The sequence below is a fragment of the Polaromonas hydrogenivorans genome (assembly GCF_040105105.1).
GTDB classification, from domain to species: domain Bacteria; phylum Pseudomonadota; class Gammaproteobacteria; order Burkholderiales; family Burkholderiaceae_C; genus Polaromonas; species Polaromonas hydrogenivorans.
This window is the reverse complement of the sequence record NZ_CP157675.1, coordinates 3979322-3998831: the sequence shown is the minus strand read 5'-3', so window position 1 is coordinate 3998831 and position 19510 is coordinate 3979322. Positions and strand designations below refer to the sequence as shown.

Annotated in this window: 16 protein-coding genes; 7 read left to right on the top strand and 9 right to left on the bottom strand. The window is 64.8% G+C overall.

Annotated features, from left to right (window positions below; all coding sequences use genetic code 11):
* Positions 1 to 24 precede the first annotated feature (24 nt).
* Complete coding sequence (locus ABLV49_RS19175; protein ID WP_349278966.1) at positions 25 to 1002, top strand: Bug family tripartite tricarboxylate transporter substrate binding protein; 978 nt, start codon at positions 25 to 27, stop codon at positions 1000 to 1002.
* Here ABLV49_RS19175 and ABLV49_RS19170 read toward each other — a convergent pair whose 3' ends face one another.
* Genes ABLV49_RS19170 through ABLV49_RS19150 form a run of 5 tightly spaced genes read right to left on the bottom strand, consistent with a single transcriptional unit; the run spans position 1003 to position 6332 of the window.
* Positions 1003 to 2352 carry a class-II fumarase/aspartase family protein gene (locus ABLV49_RS19170; RefSeq protein WP_349278964.1) on the bottom strand — a complete coding sequence of 450 codons (1350 nt, stop codon included), beginning with the start codon at positions 2350 to 2352 and terminating at the stop codon, positions 1003 to 1005.
* A 24-nt stretch (positions 2353 to 2376) separates the two neighbouring features.
* Positions 2377 to 3216 carry an HpcH/HpaI aldolase/citrate lyase family protein gene (locus ABLV49_RS19165; protein ID WP_349278962.1) on the bottom strand — a complete coding sequence of 280 codons (840 nt, stop codon included), beginning with the start codon at positions 3214 to 3216 and terminating at the stop codon, positions 2377 to 2379.
* A 2-nt stretch (positions 3217 to 3218) separates the two neighbouring features.
* The gene (locus ABLV49_RS19160) at positions 3219 to 4400 is read right to left on the bottom strand and encodes a CaiB/BaiF CoA transferase family protein (protein WP_349278960.1); all 1182 of its coding nucleotides are present in this window, start codon (positions 4398 to 4400) and stop codon (positions 3219 to 3221) included.
* 21 nt (positions 4401 to 4421) lie between these two features.
* Positions 4422 to 5279: an FAS1-like dehydratase domain-containing protein gene (locus ABLV49_RS19155; protein ID WP_349278958.1), complete on the bottom strand. Its 858-nt coding sequence runs from the start codon at positions 5277 to 5279 to the stop codon at positions 4422 to 4424.
* Positions 5280 to 5306: 27 nt separating this feature from the next.
* Complete coding sequence (locus tag ABLV49_RS19150; protein WP_349278956.1) at positions 5307 to 6332, bottom strand: Bug family tripartite tricarboxylate transporter substrate binding protein; 1026 nt, start codon at positions 6330 to 6332, stop codon at positions 5307 to 5309.
* A gap of 110 nt (positions 6333 to 6442) precedes the next feature.
* On the opposite strand from ABLV49_RS19150, the gene ABLV49_RS19145 reads away from it, so the two are divergent.
* Positions 6443 to 7366, top strand: a complete 924-nt coding sequence (locus ABLV49_RS19145; protein ID WP_011803168.1) for a LysR family transcriptional regulator — start codon at positions 6443 to 6445, stop codon at positions 7364 to 7366.
* A gap of 25 nt (positions 7367 to 7391) precedes the next feature.
* Here ABLV49_RS19145 and dctA read toward each other — a convergent pair whose 3' ends face one another.
* From dctA to ABLV49_RS19125, 4 genes are all read right to left on the bottom strand, one after another.
* Complete coding sequence (gene dctA, locus ABLV49_RS19140; RefSeq protein WP_349278954.1) at positions 7392 to 8714, bottom strand: C4-dicarboxylate transporter DctA; 1323 nt, start codon at positions 8712 to 8714, stop codon at positions 7392 to 7394.
* A 75-nt stretch (positions 8715 to 8789) separates the two neighbouring features.
* Positions 8790 to 10820, bottom strand: coding sequence for a 4-oxalomesaconate tautomerase (locus tag ABLV49_RS19135; RefSeq protein ID WP_349278952.1), 2031 nt, complete (start codon positions 10818 to 10820; stop codon positions 8790 to 8792).
* A 422-nt stretch (positions 10821 to 11242) separates the two neighbouring features.
* The gene (locus tag ABLV49_RS19130; RefSeq protein ID WP_349278951.1) at positions 11243 to 11749 is read right to left on the bottom strand and encodes an NUDIX hydrolase; all 507 of its coding nucleotides are present in this window, start codon (positions 11747 to 11749) and stop codon (positions 11243 to 11245) included.
* A 35-nt stretch (positions 11750 to 11784) separates the two neighbouring features.
* Positions 11785 to 12780, bottom strand: coding sequence for a LysR family transcriptional regulator (locus ABLV49_RS19125; protein ID WP_349278949.1), 996 nt, complete (start codon positions 12778 to 12780; stop codon positions 11785 to 11787).
* A 113-nt stretch (positions 12781 to 12893) separates the two neighbouring features.
* Between ABLV49_RS19125 and ABLV49_RS19120 the strand changes: the two genes are divergently transcribed.
* The 5 genes from ABLV49_RS19120 (at position 12894) to ABLV49_RS19100 (ending at position 19501) form a co-directional block, all read left to right on the top strand.
* Complete coding sequence (locus ABLV49_RS19120; protein ID WP_349278948.1) at positions 12894 to 14429, top strand: CoA-acylating methylmalonate-semialdehyde dehydrogenase; 1536 nt, start codon at positions 12894 to 12896, stop codon at positions 14427 to 14429.
* A 250-nt stretch (positions 14430 to 14679) separates the two neighbouring features.
* The gene (locus ABLV49_RS19115; RefSeq protein WP_349278947.1) at positions 14680 to 15795 is read left to right on the top strand and encodes a Re/Si-specific NAD(P)(+) transhydrogenase subunit alpha; all 1116 of its coding nucleotides are present in this window, start codon (positions 14680 to 14682) and stop codon (positions 15793 to 15795) included.
* A gap of 81 nt (positions 15796 to 15876) precedes the next feature.
* Complete coding sequence (locus ABLV49_RS19110; RefSeq protein ID WP_011803161.1) at positions 15877 to 16212, top strand: NAD(P) transhydrogenase subunit alpha; 336 nt, start codon at positions 15877 to 15879, stop codon at positions 16210 to 16212.
* Positions 16209 to 17633, top strand: a complete 1425-nt coding sequence (locus ABLV49_RS19105) for an NAD(P)(+) transhydrogenase (Re/Si-specific) subunit beta (RefSeq protein WP_349278946.1) — start codon at positions 16209 to 16211, stop codon at positions 17631 to 17633. The genes ABLV49_RS19110 and ABLV49_RS19105 overlap by 4 nt, the downstream gene beginning before the upstream one ends.
* Before the next feature lie 179 nt (positions 17634 to 17812).
* Positions 17813 to 19501 (top strand): long-chain-fatty-acid--CoA ligase, encoded by a 1689-nt coding sequence (locus tag ABLV49_RS19100; protein WP_349281807.1) that lies wholly within the window; start codon positions 17813 to 17815, stop codon positions 19499 to 19501.
* Positions 19502 to 19510 lie beyond the last annotated feature (9 nt).

Sequence of the window (19510 nt, the reverse complement as noted above, 5' to 3'; positions counted from 1 at the left end):
ACCTGCAAAAAAACGGAGAACACGATGAAAAAACGCCCACTGCTTCAAGCTTTCGCCGCGCTGGCCCTGTGGCCTGCATTCACCCTGCCTGCGCAGGCGCAGGATTTTCCGCCCAAAAAGCCGGTGAACCTGGTCGTCGGCTTTGCGGCTGGCGGCGCTGCCGACGCCGCCGCACGCCTGATCGCCAAAAAACTGGGCGACAACATCGGCCAGACGGTGATCGTGGACAACAAGCCGGGCGCGGGCGGCAACATTGCCCACCAGTTCGTCGCCAATGCCCCGGGCGATGGCGCGACGCTGCTGTTCGGCTCGGTCGGGCCGCTGACGATTTCGCCGCACATGATGAAGCTGGGCTACGACCCGGTGCGCGACCTGGCGCCCATCACCATGGGCGTGAACTTTCCCAATGTGCTGGTGGTGCATGCGGGCGTCGGCGTCAAGACCCTGGCCGAGTTTGTGGCGCTGGCCAAAAAGAAACCCGGTGGCCTGGATTTCGCGTCCAGCGGCGCCGGGTCGGCCTCGCACCTGGCCGGGGAACTGTTCAACGCGCGGGCCGGCATCGAGACGGTTCACATTCCCTACAAGGGTGGGGCGCCCGCGCTGCAAGATCTGCTGGGCGGGCGGATCGCGTCCTACTATTCCACCCCCGCCACCGCCGGCCCGCACATCGACTCGGGCAAGCTGATCCCGCTGGCCACCACCGGCCTGAGCCGTCCGGCCTTCATGCCCAATGTGCCTACCATCGCCGAGTCCGGCTACCCGGGCTTCAATGCCACCAACTGGTATGCCTTCGTCGCCTCCAGCAAGACGCCCAAGCCCCTGCTGGAGCGCTGGAACCTGGAGCTGGTCAAGGTGCTGAACGCGCCCGATGTGCGCGAGCAGCTGCTCAAGCACGGCCTGACGCCGCAGCCCGGCACGCGCGATGAGCTGGCCCGCTACATGGCCAGCGAGTCTGGGACGTGGGGCAAGGTGGTTCGTGAGCGGAAAATCTCGGCTGAATGATCAGGCCTTGATTGAATCCAGCACCCGGTCCACCATCACGCCGGCCTGGCCCAGGTTGTTCATCGGGTCGCAAAAGGACGCCAGTTGTTCGCGCGTGACGTGCCGGTTGATTTCAGGGTGCTCGGCCAGCAGGTCGATCAGTGGGCGTTTTTGCTCAAGCGCGGCGCGGCAGATGTCATACACCAGGTCGTGCGCGTATTCGCGGCCAATGAAAGGCCCCAGTCCCATCATCACGGCCTCGGACATCACCAGCCCGTGCGTCATGTCGATGTTGCGGCGCATCTGCCCGGCATCGACTTCGAGGCCGCTCAGGATGAACTTGGTCTGCTTGAGCGCGCCCGACATCAGGCAGAAGATTTCCGGCATGGCGACCCACTCGATTTCCCACGGGCCGGTGGAGCGTTCGTGGTCGGCGACCATCGCGTCCATCAGCGAGGCGGCCAGCTGGCGCACCACCGAAATGTTGGCGTGGATGTAGAGGCAGGAGATCGGGTTGCGCTTTTGCGGCATGGTCGATGACGAGCCGCGCCCCGGCGCATAGGGTTCGAACACCTCGGCGACCTCGGTTTGCATCATCAGCTTCACGTCCATGGCGATCTTGCCCAGCGAGCCGCCGACGATGCCTAAAAACGCGCCGACCTCGGCAAAGTTGTCGCGCACCGTGTGCCATGAAATCAGCGGCTGGCCCAGGCCCAGTTCCTTCATCAGCCCGGCCTGGGTTTCCATCGCGCCGGTTTCCAGCGACGACAGCGTGCCCGACGCGCCGCCGAATTCGCCCACCAGCACGCGCGGTTTGAGTTGTTCCAGCCGTTCGCGGTGGCGCTCGATGCCGGCCAGGATGCTGGCCATCTTGTAGCCGAAGGTGATCGGCGTGGCCTGCTGCAGGTTGCTGCGGCCGATGACCGGCGTGTCGCGATGCTCAAGCGCCAGTTTGGCCAGCGAGTTGGAGATGTCCTTCAGGTCTTCTTCAACCAGCGCCAGGCTTTCCCTGATCTGCAGCACGGCGGCGGTGTCGGTGATGTCCTGCGTGGTCGCGCCCCAGTGGCAGTATTCGCCCAGCTTGTCACGGCAGGCGGCATTGATCTGGTTGACCACGGCAATGATGGGGTAGCCGATCTGCTCGGTCTTGGCCTTGAGCCTGGCCCAGTCGATCTGCTCGATGTTGCAGTTCCTGACGATCTCGTCGGCGGCTTCTTTCGGGATCAGGCCCAGCTCGCCCTGCACCTTGGCCAGCGCGCGCTCGATGTCGAGGTACTTGGCGGTGCGGTTTTCGTCGGACCAGACCTGGCGCATTTTGGCGTCGCTGAACATGTCGCCGAAGATTCTGGAGTCGATGATGGTTGCTGACATGGGGTTCTCCTGTGGGGTTTATGTTTAGAGGATGAGACTTGAATCGGTGCGGGCGGCTTGCGCCGCGATACGCTGGGCTTTCAGGACCACCGGCCGGTCCACCATTTTTCCGTCCAGCTGGAAGGCGCCGGTGCCCGAGGCCTGCCAGGCCTGCAGCACGCGATGCGCCCACGCCAGCTCTTGGGCGCTGGGCGCCAGCGCGGCGCGCACGGCGGCGACCTGCGCGGGGTGGATGCACATCTTGGCGCCCAAGCCCAGGCTGCGCGCATGCCGCATGTCGTCGCTGACCTTGGCGGCATCCAGCGCGGGCGTGACGCCCGCCAGCGGCGACGCCAGGCCGGCGGCGCGCGAGGCGATGGCGATCTGCGACGCCGCAACATCCAGCGCCAGGCTGTCCGCCGGAATGTCCAGGTCGGCCATGTAGTCGAGCGAGCCAAAGGCCAGCCGGGCCACGCCGGGCGCGGCGGCGATGTCGGGCAGGGCCAGCATGCCGCGTGCGGTTTCGATCAGCGGCAGCACGGTCGCGCTGCTTGTCAATTCGGCCAGCACGGCGGCCACCTGGGCGGCGGCCTCGCATTTCGGCAGCATGACGCACACCGCCTGCACGCTGCGGGCCAGCGCCAGGTCTTGCGCATGCCAGTCGGTCGCGGCGTCGTTGATGCGGATCAGCACCTTGCCCTGCGCTTGTCCAGCGCTGGCCATCCATTCGGCAATGGCGGCGCGTGCCGCAGCCTTGTCGCCAGGCGCCACCGCGTCTTCCAGGTCCAGGATGATGCGGTCGGCGCCCGAGGCCAGCGCCTTGGCAAAGCGCTCGGGGCGGTTGCCGGGCACGAACAAGTAGGTCTGGGGTGGGTGGTCGGACATGGTCAGATCACCCCTTCAGCGCGCAGTTCGCCAATGCGCTCTGCGCTGTAGCCCTGGCGGCCCAGAATCGCCTCGGTGTGCTGGCCCAGCGCGGGCACGGCGTCCATGCGCGGCGCGCCATGCTGCCACGAGCCGGGCGGCAGCAGCGCGGGAACCCGGCCCGCAGCCGTTTCCACCTCGCGCCAGCGACCGCGTGCCTTGAGCTGGGGATGCGCCCACACCTCGGCCATGCTGTTGACCTGGGCGTTGGCGATGCCGGCCTGTTCCAGCCGGCTTGACACCTGCTCGGCGGTAAAGCCTGAGAACGCTTCAACAATCAGCGCCGACAACTCGGCCCGCGCCGCGCTGCGTTTGGCATTGCCTGAAAAGCGTTCGTCGGTGGCGAGCTCGGGCTGCAGCAGCAGTTTTTCGCAAAAGATTTTCCATTCGCGCTCGTTCTGCAGGCCCAGCATCACGGTCTTTCCATCGCCGGCGGGGAAGGGGCCGTAGGGGTAGATGGTGGCGTGGCTGGCGCCGGTGCGCGGCGGCGGCGGGGCGCCGTCAAACGCGTAGTACAGCGGGTAGCTCATCCATTCCGTCAGCGATTCGAGCATCGACACGTCGATGCGCTGGCCTTCGCCGGTCTGCTGGCGGTGCATCAGCGCGGCCAGGATGTTGGTGTAGGCGTACATGCCGGCGGCAATGTCGGCTATCGACGGTCCGGCCTTGGACGGCGTATCTAGCGTGCCCGTGACCGATACAAAACCGGCTTCGCTCTGGATCAGCAGGTCATAGGCCTTCTTGTCGCGGTAGGAGCCGTCGCTGCCGTAGCCGGAAATGTCGCAGACGATGATGCCGGGCTTGAGCGCCGACAGCGCCTCGTAGGACAAACCCAGCCGGGCCGCCGCGCCGGGCGCGAGGTTTTGCACCACCACGTCGGCTTCTTCCAGAATCAGCCGCATCAAAATTTTCTGCGCTTCTTCATGTTTTACATCGAGCGTGAGGCTTTCCTTGGAGCGGTTGGTCCAGACGAAATGCGAGGCCAGGCCGCGCACGCGTTCGTCATAGCCGCGCGCAAAGTCGCCCACGCCGGGACGTTCGATCTTGATGACGCGTGCGCCCAGGTCGGCCAGCTGGCGCGTGGCGAACGGCGCGGCAATCGCATGCTCCAGCGTGACGACGGTGATGTTTTTCAGGGGTTGCATAAAAGTGGTCCTGGTCAGGAATCAGGCGAGCGTTGCGGTGGCGTCCATCGTCAGCCAGCCTTCATGGTCGCGGCCCCACAGGCGCACGGTCTTGCCGTCGGGCGAGGGCTGGCCGTGGACGGAAAAAGGGTGGATGTCAAAGGTCGGCCGCACCGCCTTGAACTCGAAGCGAAGCACTTTCGCATCAGGCTGCTGGCGGCGCAGCAGGTCCATCAGCAGCGTGGCAATCAGCGGACCGTGAACGATGAGGCCCGGATAGCCCTCGACCTCGGTGACGTACTTGCGGTCGTAGTGGATGCGGTGGCCGTTGAAGGTCAGCGCCGAATAGCGAAACAGCAGCACGTCGTCGGGCACGATGCGCCGCTCCCAGGCCGATGCCTCAGGCGCGGCCTGCGGCGGCGGGCTCACGTCGCCGGGCTGGGGCGCGGCGCGGTAGACGATGTTGTGGTGCTCGGTCAGCGCGACCTCTGCTGCGCCGTTGCGGCGGATTTCGTGGCGTACCTTGACAAAGGTCAAGCTGCCGGTGCGGCCCGACTTTTCCTTCACATCGGCAATCGTCGAGGTCCGGCTCAGCGTGTCGCCTATGCGCAGCGGCTCGTGGAAGCTGAAGTCGCTGCCCGCCCACATGCGGCGCGGCAGCGGCACTGGCGGCATGAATCCGCCGCGCCGGGCGTGGCCGTCCGACCCGATCTCGGACTGCCGGTGGATCGGCAGGAAGTACAGCCAGTGCCACAGGCTGGGCAGCGGGGTGCCGGGCGCGGGGCGCTCCTGGCCCGGCGTGGCCGGCCAGTCGAGCGTGGCGGTCAAGGCGGCATAAGGCGTTGCCGTGGCAATGTCCTGCACGGTTTCACTGCGGCCGGTCCAGTCTTGCAAATTCATGGGAGTGCTCTTTCGGAAGGGGTTGGGTTATTCAGCTTTTATCTGGGCTTTGGCCACCACGCTTTTCCAGTGCGCCACTTCTTTTTGCACCAGGGTTTTCAGCTGCTCGGGGGTGCCGGTTTCGACCTCGGCGCCCTGGTCCTCGATTCGTTTCTGAACCGCCTTGTCGGCCAGCACGCTGTTCATTTCGCGGTTGATCCGCTCAACCACGGCCTTGGGCGTCCTGGCGGGCGCGAACATGGCGTACCACTGCGACATGTTGACGTTGGCAACACCCTGCTCGGCCAGGGTCGGCAGCTCGGGCAATATCCGCGAGCGCTTCTCGCCCGCAACACCGATGGCCTTGAGTTTTCCGCCCTTGATCTGCGGGTAGGCGGTGAACAGGCTGGGAAACATGAACTGCGTGTTGCCGGCAATGGTGTCCACCACGGCCGGCGCCGAGCCCTTGTAGGGAATGCTGACCACGTCCAGTCCGGCGGACAGCTTGAACAGCTCGCCGGCGATGTGCGGCGCCGTGCCGTTGCCGGCCGACGCATAACTGAATGAGCCCGGCTTGGCCTTGATGAGCTGCACCAGTTCCCTGACATTCCTGGCCGGCACCGAGTTGCTGATCACCAGCACGGTCGGGGACGCGGCCACCATGCCGATGGGCTCGAAATCGGCCACCGGGTCGTATTTGAGTTTTTGCAGCGCCGGGTTGATGCCGTGCGTGGCGATGTAGCCGAACATGATCGTGTAGCCGTCGGCCGCAGCGCGGGCTACGTACTCGCTGGCAATGGCGCCATTGGCGCCGGCCTTGTTTTCAACGATGACGGGCTTGCCCAGCCGGGTGCTCAGGCCCTGGCCGATGATGCGCGCCATGGCGTCGTTGGCGCCGCCAGCGGCGGTGGGCACGACGATGGTGACGGCTTTTTCTGGCCAGGCCTGGGCCAGCGCCTGGCCGCAGATCGTGGCCAGAAGCGCCATGCAAAGCCCGGTCAGTGCGGGCCTGAAGGGCATGGAGCGCGTTGACGATGTCAACGGCAGGGAGGGGGAAGTTCGTGAATGCGGCATGGATGTCTCCTTCGATGGGGTTTCGGATCAGGTGCATGACCTTGGCTCTGGGAGGCATCATCCCGCCATCGTTATCGGCTGTGAAGTGCAACTTTTGCTACGATTGCTGCATGGCACGCATTAATTTCGATTTGCAGCAACTGCAGGGTTTTGTGGCCGTGGCCGAGCGCGGCAGCTTTCGCGCGGCGGCCGAGCACATCAACCTGTCGGCCCCGGCGCTGAGCCGGCGCATCGACAAACTGGAAACCATCCTGGGCGCGCGCCTGTTCAACCGCACCACGCGCGAGGTCGAACTCACGCCGCTGGGCCGGGTGTTCCTGGAGCGCGCGCGCACCGCGCTGGACGACCTGGAGTCGGCCATGCTTGGCATTGCCGACATCGCCACCCACCGGGGCGGGCGCGTGACGGTGGCCTGCGTGCCGTCGGCCGCCCTGTACTTTTTACCGAGTGTGATCAGCAGTTTTTCCCGGAACTACCCCGGCATCCGCGTGCGGGTGGTCGATGAGTCGATGAACCAGGTGCTGCAAAGCGTGCTTTCGGGCGATGCTGACTTTGGCATCGGTTTCATGAACACCTTGACGCCCGAGATTGCCTTCGAGTCCATCCACGATGATCCGTTTGTGCTGGCCATGCCGCGCACACACCCGCTCGCCAAACGCAAGACGGTGAACTGGGCGGATGTGGAGAAGGAAAGCCTGATTGCCGTGGCGCGAAGCAGCGGCAACCGCCAGCTGCTGGACGATTCGCTGACCAAGGCGGGCCTGAACCCGAGCTTTGCGTTCGAAGTGAGCCACGTTGCGACGCTGCTGGGCATGGTGGAGGCGGGCCTGGGCTTGGCGGCCGTGCCCCGCATGGCGCTGTCCACCACGCACGCCACGCTGGTGGGCCTGCCCCTGCGCCAGCCGCAAACCGTGCGCAGGGTGGGCCTCTTGAGGCGCCACGGCGTCAAGCTCCGGCCGGCGGCCGAGATGTTTCACCAGCATCTGCGCACGGCATTGAAGACCCGCAAGCCGGCCGCTGGCGATCCGGCTTGAATGCCGGACCTGGGTTTACCGCAGTTCAGTGACTGGGCAGGGGTACGGGCATGGCGGAGGGGCCGATCTCCTGCTGCGGTTGCGCCACTTCCGTATAGCCTTGCGCCAGTTCGCGCAACAGCACGTCGTTGTCACAGGCGCGCTCCCACTTTGACACCACGATGCAGGCCACGGCGTTGCTGATGGTGCTGGTGAGCGCGCGCGCCTCCGACATGAAGCGGTCAATGCCCACGATCAGCGCGACCCCGGCCACCGGCAGGTCGGGCATCACGGTGAGCGTGGCCACCAGCGCAACGAAGCCGCTGCCCGTGACACCGGCCGCGCCCTTGGAGGTCAGCAGCATCAGGCCCAGCATGCCGGCAATCTGCACCCAGGTGAGGTGGATGTCGCAGGCCTGCGCAATGAACATGGACGCCAGCGTCAGGTAAATCGCGGTGCCGTCGAGGTTGAAGGAGTAGCCCGTGGGCAGCACCAGGCCGACCACGCCCTTCTTGCAGCCCAGGCGTTCGAGCTTCATCAGCAGGCGCGGCAGCACCGGCTCGCTCGACGAGGTGCCGAGCACCACCAGCAGCTCCTCGCGGATGTAGCGCATCAGTTGCCACAGCCTGAAGCCATGGGCGCGGGCCAGCAGGCCGAGCACCACGGCGACGAAAAAGCCGCAGGCGACGTAGAAGGTGCCGATCAGCAGGCCCAGCGAGCCAATCGACTTGATGCCGTAGCGCCCGACCGTGAAGGCCATGGCGCCGAACGCGCCCAGCGGGGCCACGCGCATGATCAGGCTGAAGGCGGCGAACAGCATGTGCGAGAAGCTGTCGATGCCGTCGAGCACGACCCGTCCCGCGCGGCCGATGTGCGTCAGGCCAAAGCCGCACAGCACCGCGAGCAGCAGCACCGGCAGCACTTCGCCCTCGGCAAAGGCGCCAAAAAACGAGGTCGGGATGATGTGCAGCACGAATTCCGTAAAGCCCATCGGCGAGCCCTTGCTGAACTTGGCAGCAACGCTGGCATCCAGCGTCTTGGGGTCGATGTGCATGCCGGCGCCGGGCTGCAGCAAAAAGACGGCCACCAGCCCGGTGAGCAGCGCCAGAATCGTCAGCACGTAGAACAGGCCCATGGATTTGACCAAGGTCTTGCCGATCTCCTTGGATTCGCCCAGCGAGGTGATGCCGCTGACGATGGTGCAAAAGACGATGGGCGCGATCATCATCTTGACGAGCTTGACGAAGCCGTCGCCCAGCGGCTTGAGCGATGCGCCGAACTCGGGCCAGTAGTGGCCGACGGCGATGCCGAGCAGCAGGCCGATCAGAACCTGGACGTACAGCAGTTTGATGAGCTTGGCGGGTTTCATGGTTGTCTCCTTGTCGTGTGCGTAAGGTTGGAATTTCAATTCCGAATCGGGTACGGGCCTGGGGCAAACGGCTGGCTACTCGGCCGTCTGCGGCTCCATGCGCAGGCCCGTCTGCTGAACCACCTGCCGCCACTTCAGCCGCTCGGCGAGCAGCAGGCGGTGCAACTCCTCGGGCGTGCTGGTCTGCACATGGGCGCCATCGGCGCCGAAGCGGGCGATGATTTCAGGGTCTTGCAGCACGGTGTTGAGCGCCTGGTTCAACTGCGCCACCACCGGCGCTGGTGTTTTGGCCGGCGCGAACAAGGCGTACCACTGCGTCAGCTCGATCCCCGCCACGCCGGCCTCGTCCAGCGTGGGCAGATCGGGCAGGCTGGCCAGGCGCGCCGGCCCGGCCACGGCCAGCGCCCGCAGCTTGCCGCTGCGCAAATAGGGCTGGGCGGTAAAGAGGCTGGGGAACATCAGCTGGGCGTTGCCGCGCGCGGTGTCGGCAATGGCCGGTGCCGCCCCGGCATAGGCCAGGCCGGGCAGCGTGATGCCGGTGCGCAGCCTGAACAGTTCGGCCGCCAGGTGCGGCGCCGTGCCTTCGCCGGCCGAGGCGTAGCGCAAGCGGCCGAGCTGGGAGCGGATCAGGGCCACCAGTTCCGCCACGCTATGCACCGCAAGGTCGGCATGCACGACCAGCAGCGTCGGCGAGTGGCCTACCAGCCCGACCGGCGCGAAATCGGCCACCGGGTCGTAGCGCAGCGCCTGCAAGGCCGGATTGATGCCGTGGGTGGCGATGTAGCCAAACATCAGGGTATGGCCGTCAGGCTGGGCGGCGGCCACGTATTCGCTGGCAATGCTGCCGTTGGCCCCGGCGCGGTTGTCCACCGTCACCGACTGGCCCAGCACCGGACCGAGCTTGCGCGTCAGCGTGCGCGCCATGGTGTCGTTGCCGCCACCGGCGCTGGTCGGCACGATGATCTGGATGTCCTTGCCGGGGAAGGGCCGGGCCGCATCAAGGCTCGCTGCCGGATCGGGGCTGGATCGGGGAAACACATAGCCGGGCAGGTGCAACTCGCCCTGCATGATCTTGCGGGCAGTGCGCACCAGCGCGGCGCGCTCAATCGTGGCGTCCTGGCCTTCGCCGTGCAGCTCGACTTCAATGTCAATTTGCCCGGCTGGGTGCAGCACCGTCAGCGGGTGTTTGCCCGCCGTCCTGGCCATGCCGCTGGCCACCGTGCCGGGCAGGGCAAAAGCGGTTGCCACGCCGATGGCGCCGGTCACGGCATGCGACGCATGGCAGCGCCGGGGCGTGAAGTAGCGCGAGGTGATGCTCAGCGGGCCGTCGCCCGCGCTGACCAGCACCGGCTTCGGAATCACGCTGTTCGATACATCGCCCAGGCCCATGCGGGCGCCGGCCACCAGGCGCAGCGCTTCGATGCGCGCCAGGAGCGCCGTGTCGGCATCGAGTTCCGCCGGCCGCTCGCGGCCCGTCAGGCCCAGGTCGCTGGCGCGCAGGATCATCAGCGGCATGGCCGCGTCGATGCAGGTCAACTCCAGCCCGTCGATCACGTCAATGCGCTGCCCGGTCGGGAACAGTTGGCCGGTGATGGCGCCCCAGGCATCGAGGAAGTTCAGCAGAATCGGCGCGGCGGTGCCGGCCACGCCGTCAATCCGGGCATCGCCCTCGTAAGTGACGCGGCCGCCGGGCGTGCAGACGGTCACGTCGATACGAGCGCCGGTGTTGACGTTGTAAATCCGTGCCGTGGTGTGGCCCTCCTGCGCCGGGATCAAGCCTTGCTCAATCGCGAACGGTGCGACGCCGGACAGCATGTTGCCGCAGTTGGGCCGGGTGTCCACCGACTGGTGGCCAACGCCCACTTGCGCAAACAGATAGTCCAGGTCGCAGCCGGGCTGGCTGGAGCGCGACACGATGGCCACCTTGCTGTTGAGCGTGCTGCCGCCGCCCAGGCCGTCGAGCTGCAGCGGATCGGACGCGCCGATGGCGCCGATCAGCGCCTGGTCGCGGGCTTCGTCGCCCTCGGGCAGCCATTCGCGCAAAAAAAACGGGCCGCGCGAGGTGCCGGCGCGCATCAGCACGCAGGGTATCTTGCGGTTCAGCATGGCGAGCCTTTGGGTCGGTAGCAAGCGGTGATCAGTGTCGGCATCGGGTTTCCTGTGCGTCGCGGGTTGCTGGTGCTCCCGCCGTCGCTTCATGTGAAGGGGCTGCCTGTTGCATGGCCGCGTGGGTGGGCGCTTGCACGGGCGGTGATGACGGGTATTCTTGGCAAAGGCGGCCGCGTTGTAAATTGCATCTTTTGAAGGCATTGATGCGTTGCTTGCAGCAATCAAGGCACAGGCACAGGGGCGATGCACTTCATGAGTTGGCCAGGCGCTGGCAGGGTCCGGGCTGGACGCCGGCCGTGCTTGACGCTGGCGCTCAAGGCCTGTCGCCGGGCGTGCTGGAGCGATCCTTCAAGCAGCCCTGGCCATGAAAATATGATGAAATATGCCATTTGCGCTTGTCCCATAAGCGCTAGCAGCTATTATTTTTGTAGCAAAATTGAGGGGTCCGTGGTGATCACGTCGAGTGGAAAACGTCGCCCGGCCAGGTAGTCTTCCAGGCTGGTCAGCAGCAGCGGGCTGCGGTGCATGGGCGCGCTGGCCCTGATTTCATCGGCGGTCAGCCAGAGGGCGCGCACGATGCCCTTGTCCAGCTGCTGGCCGGCCACATGCGCACCCAGCTCGCCGCAAAAGGTAAAGCGCAGGTAGGTGATGTCCAGCGGCTCGTCCTGCCCGGGCTGGGAGCGCTCGAAGCGCGACAGGTAAACGCCCACCAGCGCGGTTGGCGTGAAATGAAAAGCGGTTTCTTCCAGCGTCTCGCGCACGCAGGCCTGCAGCGGACTTTCGCCGGGGTCCAGATGGCCCGCCGGGTTGTTGAACCTCAAGCCGTCGCGGGTTTCTTCCTCGACCAGCAAAAACTTCTGGACGCCGTCGAAATCCCGTTCAATGACGGCCGCCACCGTGACATTGGGTTTCCATCGTGTATTCATGCGCGAGATTATCCGGGTCATTTTTGACAGCAGACTTATTGCGCCGACAGGTTTTTCAGCCCAGCCGGAAAACCGTTGGCAAAACTCTGGCGCAAATGCTCGACCAGGCACTGGACCGCCTTGGGCACCTGCGCCGACCACGGCCGCAGGGCATAAATGCGCTCGCCGAAAAAGCCCTGGACCTGCCAGTCGGGCAAGACCTGGACCAGAGGAGCTGCTCCATTGCCATCGGCTGCGGGCGGCATGCTGAAATCAGGCAGCAGGCCGATGCCCAGGCCGGCCAGCAGGGCCTCGCGCAGCACTTCGCTGTTGTTGGCCTTGAGCGAGCCCGCGACATGCACGCCCACGCGCTCGACGGCGCCATCGGCCGGTTTGCGCTTGCCGGGCAGCCCCGCCGGACGCGCAAAGGTCCAGCTGCCGGCATGGCTGTCCCGCAGGTAGAGCAGGCAGTCGTGCGCGGTCAGTTCGGACGGATGCGCGGGCGTGCCGCGCCGCGCCAGGTACTGCGGGCTGGCCACCAGCTGCGAACGGGTTTCGCACAGCACCCAGGCCACATGGGTTTCGGGCGGCGCGTTGGTGTGCCGGATCGCCAGGTCAAACCCCTCGTTGGCCAGATTGATGAAGCGGTCGGTCAGCTCCAGCTCGATGTGAATGTCGGGGAATTGCTGCAAGAACGCGGCCATGCACGGCGCCAGGTGCTGGCGCCCCAGCGCGACCGGCGCCGTCAGCCGGATCAGCCCGCGCGGCGTGCCCGCCAGGTCGCAGGCCGCGCTGTAGCTTTCGCTGATGCGCCGGAACGCCGGCTGCATGTCGTTGACCAGTTGCTGCCCGGCTTCGGTCAGGCCCACCGAGCGCGTCGTGCGGCGCACCAGCAAAACCCCGGCGCTGCGTTCCAGCTCGCTGATGCGCATGCTGGCCGATGCCTTGGAAACACCCAGCCGGCGGGCGGTTTCGGTGAAGCTGCGGGTCGCCGCCAGCACGGTCAGCAGGTGAAGATCGGCCACGAGCGGGGCCAGCTGGTCAGAGGACATTTCAGGCCATCATTGTTCAGGAATCTGAACAATGTAATCAATCCACGGGGTCTTATCAAACCGGGCGCAAAACCCTAGACTTCGCTGATTCGTTTGTTCACCCAAGGATTGCCATGTTCTCATCGCCCGCCGAAGTCGCTCCCCAGATCACCATTGGCCACTACCTGAACGGCAGCGCCGTCACGCCGGCCGCCGGGCGCAGCCAGGAGGTGTTCAATCCGGCCACCGGCGCGGTCTCTAGCCATGTGGCGCTGGGCAGCGCAGCCGATGTGGATGCCGCCGTTGCCAGCGCGCAGGCCGCCTTTCCGGCCTGGTCCGACATCCCGCCGATTCGCCGCGCCCGCGTCATGTTCAAGTTCCTGGAGCTGCTCAACCAGAACAAGGACAAGCTGGCCCACCTGATCACCGCCGAGCACGGCAAGGTGTTCACCGATGCGCAGGGTGAAGTCTCGCGCGGCATCGACATCGTCGAATTTGCCTGCGGGATTCCGCAACTGCTCAAGGGCGATTTCACCGACCAGGTGAGCACCGGCATCGACAACTGGACGCTGCGCCAGCCGCTGGGCGTGGTGGCCGGCATCACGCCGTTCAACTTTCCGGTGATGGTGCCGATGTGGATGTTCCCGGTGGCGATTGCCGCTGGCAACTGTTTCGTTTTGAAACCCAGCCCGATTGACCCGAGCGCCAGCCTCTTCATGGCCGATTTGCTCAAACAGGCCGGTTTGCCCGACGGCGTGTTCAACGTCGTGCAGGGCGACAAGGAAGCGGTCGATGCGCTGCTGGTGCATCCGGATGTGAAGGCCGTGTCCTTTGTCGGCTCGACACCGATTGCCAACTACATCTATGAAACCGGCGCGCATCACGGCAAGCGCGTGCAGGCGCTGGGCGGCGCCAAGAACCACATGGTGGTCATGCCCGACGCCGACCTGGAGCAGGCGGTCGATGCGCTGATCGGCGCGGGCTACGGCTCGGCCGGCGAGCGCTGCATGGCGATTTCAGTGGCGGTGCTGGTCGGCGATGTGGCCGAAAAGCTCATTCCGATGCTCAAGGCCAGGGCCGAAACACTGGTGATCAAGAACGGCGTGAACCTGGATGCGGAAATGGGTCCGATCGTCACCGGCATTGCGCACCAGCGCATCACCGGCTACATCGACCTGGGCGTGGAAGAGGGCGCTGAACTGCTGGTCGATGGCCGCAGCTTCACCGGCGCCCATGCGGGCGAAGGCTGCGAGCAGGGCTTCTGGATGGGCGGCACGCTGTTCGACCATGTCACGCCCGACATGCGCATCTACAAGGAAGAAATCTTCGGCCCGGTGCTCGGCTGCGTGCGGGTGAACGATTTGGCCGAAGCGGTCGAATTGATCAACGCCCATGAGTTTGGCAACGGCGTGAGCTGCTTCACCCGCGATGGCCATGTGGCACGCGAATTCAGCCGCCGCATCCAGGTCGGCATGGTCGGCATCAACGTGCCGATTCCGGTGCCCATGGCCTGGCACGGCTTTGGCGGCTGGAAGAAGAGCCTGTTCGGCGACATGCATGCCTACGGCGAAGAAGGCGTGCGCTTTTACACCAAGCAAAAATCCATCATGCAGCGCTGGCCAGAAAGCATTGGCAAAGGCGCCGAGTTCGTGATGCCGACAGCGAAATAATCCGCTCGCCACAACGCAATGCGGCCAAGCCGCAGCCACTGGCATTTTTCTTGCTGGCCCCATTCGTCTGTTACAGATTGATGGGGCTTTTTTTATGGGGAATGGGTCGCCAACGTGCCTTGTTCAGGCGCGATAGTCTGTCATGCCCCCCTTAATTGCAAAAAAACTCATGTAAGCTGTGCGACAGCTAAATGTTCCGTCCTGGATCACTCCGGGACTCCAAGAAAACGAAAACATTGAGGAGAGACCCATGCTGATTGGGATACCCGCCGAAATCACGGCCGGCGAGACACGCGTTGCCATCACGCCCGAGACGGCGAAAAAACTCAAGGCCCAGGGCCACACGATTCGCGTCCAGTCGGGCGCCGGCGTGGCCGCCAGCGTGCCCGACGAGGCTTACCGCGCCGTCGGCGCCGAGATCACCGATGCGGCGGGCGCTTACGCCGCCGACATCGTGCTCAAGGTGCGCTGCCCGCTGGACAGCGAGATGGCGCTTGCCAGGCCGGGCAGCGTGATGGTCGGCATGCTCAATCCTTTCGATCCCGCCGGGCTGCAGCGCCTGGCCGCGGCCCAGCTGACTTCCTTTTCGCTCGAAGCGGCGCCGCGCACCAGCCGCGCGCAGAGCATGGACGTGCTGTCGAGTCAAGCCAACATCGCCGGCTACAAGGCCGTCATGATGGCCGCCGACGCGTACCAGCGCTTCTTTCCGATGCTGATGACCGCCGCCGGCACCGTCAAGGCCGCCCGCGTGGTCATTTTGGGCGTGGGCGTGGCCGGTCTGCAGGCGATTGCCACGGCCAAGCGCCTGGGCGCAGTGATTGAGGCCAGCGACGTGCGCCCCAGCGTCAAGGAGCAGGTCGAGTCGCTGGGCGGCAAGTTCATCGACGTGCCTTACGAGACCGACGAGGAGCGCGAAGCGGCCGTCGGCGTGGGCGGCTACGCCAGGCCCATGCCGCCGAGCTGGATGGCGCGGCAAAAGCTCGAAGTCGCCAAGCGCGTGGCGCAGGCCGACGTGGTCATCACCACCGCCCTGATTCCGGGCCGCGCGGCGCCCGTGCTGGTGACCGAGGAGATGGTCATGGCCATGAAGCCCGGCAGCGTGATCGTCGATCTGGCCGCCGCGCAAGGCGGCAACTGCCCGCTGACCGAGGCGGACAAGACCGTGATCAAGTACGGCGTGACGCTGATGGGCCAGACCAACATTGCGGCGCTGGTGGCGGCCGATGCGAGCGCGCTGTATGCGCGCAACCTGCTCGACTTCCTCAAGCTCATCATCACCAAGGAAGGTGCGCTGAAGATCGATCTGGAAGACGACATCGTCGCGGCCTGCCTGATGACCCAGGGCGGCGAAGTCAAGCGCAAATAAGCGCCGGCCCGGGACCAGCGGTCCCGCTCGCCACGCCCCCGTTCAAGCCTCGAAAACCCCCTTACCCGGAAGGAGAAGACCATGGATCCCGTTTCGCACACCATCATCAACCTGATCATTTTTGTACTGGCCATCTACGTCGGCTACCACGTCGTCTGGACCGTCACGCCCGCGCTGCACACGCCCTTGATGGCGGTGACCAATGCCATTTCGGCCATCGTCATCGTCGGCGCCATGCTGGCTGCCGCGCTGACCGAAACCACGCTGGGCCGAACCATGGGCGTGCTGGCCGTGGCGCTGGCGGCGGTCAACGTCTTTGGTGGCTTCCTGGTCACGCGCCGGATGCTGGAGATGTTCCGCAAGAAGGAAAAGAAGGCGCCTGCCGTGGCCGCGCTTGACGCAGGAGCCGCCAAATGAGCATGAACATCGTCACGCTGCTGTACCTGGTGGCTTCCGTCTTCTTCATTCAGGCGCTCAAGGGCCTGTCGCATCCGACCACCTCGCTGCGTGGCAACCTGTTCGGCATGGTCGGCATGGCGATTGCCATCCTGACCACCGGCGCGCTGATCGTCGAGACCGCTGGCAGCAATGCGGGCGGCATGGTGTACGTGCTGGGTGCGCTGCTCGTCGGCGGCGCTGCCGGCACGATGATGGCCAGGCGCGTGGAGATGACCAAGATGCCCGAGCTGGTGGCCTTCATGCACAGCATGATCGGCCTGGCGGCCGTCTTCATCGCCGTGGCCGCCGTGGCCGAGCCCTACGCCTTCGGCATCGTTGCCAAGGGCGAGCCGATTCCAGCGGGCAACCGGCTGGAGCTGTTCCTCGGTGCGGCGATTGGCGCCATCACCTTCAGCGGCTCGGTGATTGCGTTTGGCAAACTCTCGGGTAAGTACAAGTTCCGCCTGTTCCAGGGCGCGCCGGTGTCGTTTCCCGGTCAGCACAAGATCAACCTGGTGCTGGGCTTGCTGACGCTGGGGCTGGGCGTGGCCTTCATGCTGACTGGCAGCTGGACGGCATTTTTCGCCATGCTGGCGCTGTCGTTCGTCATGGGCGTGCTGATCATCATCCCGATTGGCGGGGCTGACATGCCGGTGGTGGTGTCCATGCTCAACAGCTACTCGGGCTGGGCGGCGGCGGGCATCGGCTTTTCGCTGAACAACTCGATGCTGATCATTGCCGGCTCGCTGGTGGGTTCTTCCGGTGCCATCCTGTCCTACATCATGTGCAAGGCGATGAACCGCTCGTTCTTCAACGTGATCGGGGGCGGCTTCGGCGGCGAAGCGACCACGGCCGCGACCGGCTCGAAAGAGCAGCGTCCGGTCAAGTCCGGCTCGGCCGATGATGCGGCCTACATCCTGAGCAATGCCGAAACCGTCATCATCGTGCCGGGCTACGGCCTGGCCGTGGCGCGCGCCCAGCATGCGGTGAACGAACTGGCCGAAAAGCTGATCCACAAGGGCGTGAATGTCAAATACGCGATTCACCCGGTGGCAGGGCGCATGCCCGGTCACATGAACGTGCTGCTGGCCGAGGCCGAAGTGCCTTACGACCTCGTGCATGAGATGGAAGACATCAACGGCGAGTTCGGCCAGGCCGACGTGGCCATCATCCTGGGCGCCAACGACGTGGTGAACCCGGCGGCGCTCGTCAAGGGCAGCGCGATCTACGGCATGCCGATCCTGGAGGCCTACAAGGCCAAGACCGTCATCGTCAACAAGCGCTCGATGGCCGCGGGCTATGCCGGGCTGGACAACGAACTGTTCTACATGGACAAGACCATGATGGTGTTTGGCGATGCCAAGAAGGTCATCGAGGACTTGGGCAAGGCCATCGAATAGGCCGGAAATAAAGCTTGCCAGCCGCAGTTGGCGCCAAAAGTGGCTGAACCAGAGGGTTTTTCCCCTCTGGTGATTTTGAATTCCTAGGGGAAAACGCAATTGCCGTGAAGAACGGCTGTCCCTGAAAATTCCCTGAAAGCCAAGTAAAAGTGATGGAGACGAAGAGCATGAATGCACTGATGAACGCAGAGGTTGCTGATCGCCCGTGGCTAAAGGCTTATCCGGCAGGCGTTCCGGCCGACATTGATGCTTCGCAATATCCGTCGCTGGTCGCATTGATGGAAGAAAGCTTCAAGAAGTACCGCGACCGCGTCGCCTACAGCTTCATGGGCAAGGACATCACTTTTGGCCAGACCGACAGCCTGTCTGTTGCTTTCGGCGCCTATCTGCAGGGCCTGGGTCTGGCCAAGGGCGACCGTGTTGCCATCATGATGCCCAATGTGCCGCAGTATCCGGTGGCGGTCGCGGCCATCTTGCGCGCCGGCTATGTGGTGGTCAATGTGAACCCGCTTTACACCCCGCGCGAACTTGAGCACCAGCTCAAGGATTCAGGCGCCAAGGCCATCGTGATCGTCGAGAATTTTGCCTGCACGCTGGAGCAGTGCCTTGCCAACACGCCGGTCAGGCACATCGTGCTGTGCGCCATGGGCGACCAGTTGGGGCTGCTCAAGGGCATGCTCGTCAACTACGTGGTGCGCAGCGTCAAGAAGATGGTGCCGCCCTTCAACTTGCCGGGCGCGGTGCCTTTTAACGATGCCCTGGCGCAGGGCGCGCGTGGCGCGCTCAAGCGGCCCGCTATCGAACCCGACGACATTGCCGTGCTGCAGTACACCGGCGGCACGACCGGCGTTTCCAAGGGCGCCGTGCTGCTGCACCGCAACGTGATTGCCAACGTGCTGCAGTCCGAAGCCTGGAACGGCCCGGCCATGGCCAGCCTGCCGGCGGGCGAGCAGCCTACTTATGTGTGCGCCTTGCCGCTGTACCATATTTTTGCATTCACGGTGAACATGATGCTGGGCATGCGGACCGGCGGAAAAAACATCTTGATCCCCAATCCGCGTGACCTTCCGGCGGTGCTCAAGGAGCTTTCCAAGCACAAGGTCAACAGCTTTCCGGCCGTCAACACCCTGTTCAACGGGCTGGCCAACCACCCGGACTTCAATACGGTGGACTGGTCGCACCTGAAAATTTCGCTGGGCGGCGGCATGGCGGTGCAAAGCGCCGTGGCCAAGCTGTGGCTGCAAAAAACCGGCTGCCCGATTTGCGAAGGCTACGGCCTGTCGGAAACCTCGCCATCGGCCAGCTGCAACCCGACCAACAGCAAGGCTTTCACCGGCACCATCGGCGTGCCGATTCCCGGAACGTATTTCAAGCTGCTTGACGACGACGGCCACGAAGTGCCGCCTGGCCAGCCTGGCGAGATTGCTATCAAGGGACCGCAGGTCATGGCGGGCTACTGGCAGCGTCCTGACGAGACCGACAAGGTCATGACCCCCGACGGCTATTTCAAATCCGGCGACGTCGGCATCATGGATGAAAACGGATTTTTCAAGATCATTGACCGCAAGAAGGACATGGTCCTGGTCAGCGGTTTCAATGTCTATCCCAACGAGATCGAGGACGTCGTTGCCAAACTGGACGGCGTCATGGAATGCGCCTGCGTCGGTGTGCTCGATGAAAAATCGGGTGAAGCCGTCAAGCTCGTGATCGTGAAGAAGAATCCCGACCTGACCGAAGCGCAGGTACGTGCGTATTGCAAGGAAAATCTCACCGGCTACAAGCAGCCCAAGGTGGTGGAGTTCCGCACCGAACTGCCCAAGACGCCGGTCGGCAAGATTCTTCGCCGCGAACTGCGCGACAAGCGCTAAGCCCGTGCA

What these genes read in the sequence shown, in the direction of transcription:
- ABLV49_RS19125 (WP_349278949.1), bottom strand. Translation starts at nt 12,780, where the DNA reads ATGTCCTCTGACCAGCTGGCCCCGCTCGTGGCCGATCTTCACCTGCTG.
- ABLV49_RS19165 (WP_349278962.1), bottom strand. Translation starts at nt 3,216, where the DNA reads ATGTCCGACCACCCACCCCAGACCTACTTGTTCGTGCCCGGCAACCGC.
- ABLV49_RS19170 (WP_349278964.1), bottom strand. Translation starts at nt 2,352, where the DNA reads ATGTCAGCAACCATCATCGACTCCAGAATCTTCGGCGACATGTTCAGC.
- ABLV49_RS19155 (WP_349278958.1), bottom strand. Translation starts at nt 5,279, where the DNA reads ATGAATTTGCAAGACTGGACCGGCCGCAGTGAAACCGTGCAGGACATT.
- ABLV49_RS19175 (WP_349278966.1), top strand. Translation starts at nt 25, where the DNA reads ATGAAAAAACGCCCACTGCTTCAAGCTTTCGCCGCGCTGGCCCTGTGG.
- ABLV49_RS19160 (WP_349278960.1), bottom strand. Translation starts at nt 4,400, where the DNA reads ATGCAACCCCTGAAAAACATCACCGTCGTCACGCTGGAGCATGCGATT.
- ABLV49_RS19115 (WP_349278947.1), top strand. Translation starts at nt 14,680, where the DNA reads ATGCTGATTGGGATACCCGCCGAAATCACGGCCGGCGAGACACGCGTT.
- ABLV49_RS19110 (WP_011803161.1), top strand. Translation starts at nt 15,877, where the DNA reads ATGGATCCCGTTTCGCACACCATCATCAACCTGATCATTTTTGTACTG.
- ABLV49_RS19150 (WP_349278956.1), bottom strand. Translation starts at nt 6,332, where the DNA reads ATGCCGCATTCACGAACTTCCCCCTCCCTGCCGTTGACATCGTCAACG.
- ABLV49_RS19135 (WP_349278952.1), bottom strand. Translation starts at nt 10,820, where the DNA reads ATGCTGAACCGCAAGATACCCTGCGTGCTGATGCGCGCCGGCACCTCG.
- ABLV49_RS19130 (WP_349278951.1), bottom strand. Translation starts at nt 11,749, where the DNA reads ATGAATACACGATGGAAACCCAATGTCACGGTGGCGGCCGTCATTGAA.
- ABLV49_RS19100 (WP_349281807.1), top strand. Translation starts at nt 17,813, where the DNA reads ATGAACGCAGAGGTTGCTGATCGCCCGTGGCTAAAGGCTTATCCGGCA.
- ABLV49_RS19105 (WP_349278946.1), top strand. Translation starts at nt 16,209, where the DNA reads ATGAGCATGAACATCGTCACGCTGCTGTACCTGGTGGCTTCCGTCTTC.
- ABLV49_RS19145 (WP_011803168.1), top strand. Translation starts at nt 6,443, where the DNA reads ATGGCACGCATTAATTTCGATTTGCAGCAACTGCAGGGTTTTGTGGCC.
- dctA (WP_349278954.1), bottom strand. Translation starts at nt 8,714, where the DNA reads ATGAAACCCGCCAAGCTCATCAAACTGCTGTACGTCCAGGTTCTGATC.
- ABLV49_RS19120 (WP_349278948.1), top strand. Translation starts at nt 12,894, where the DNA reads ATGTTCTCATCGCCCGCCGAAGTCGCTCCCCAGATCACCATTGGCCAC.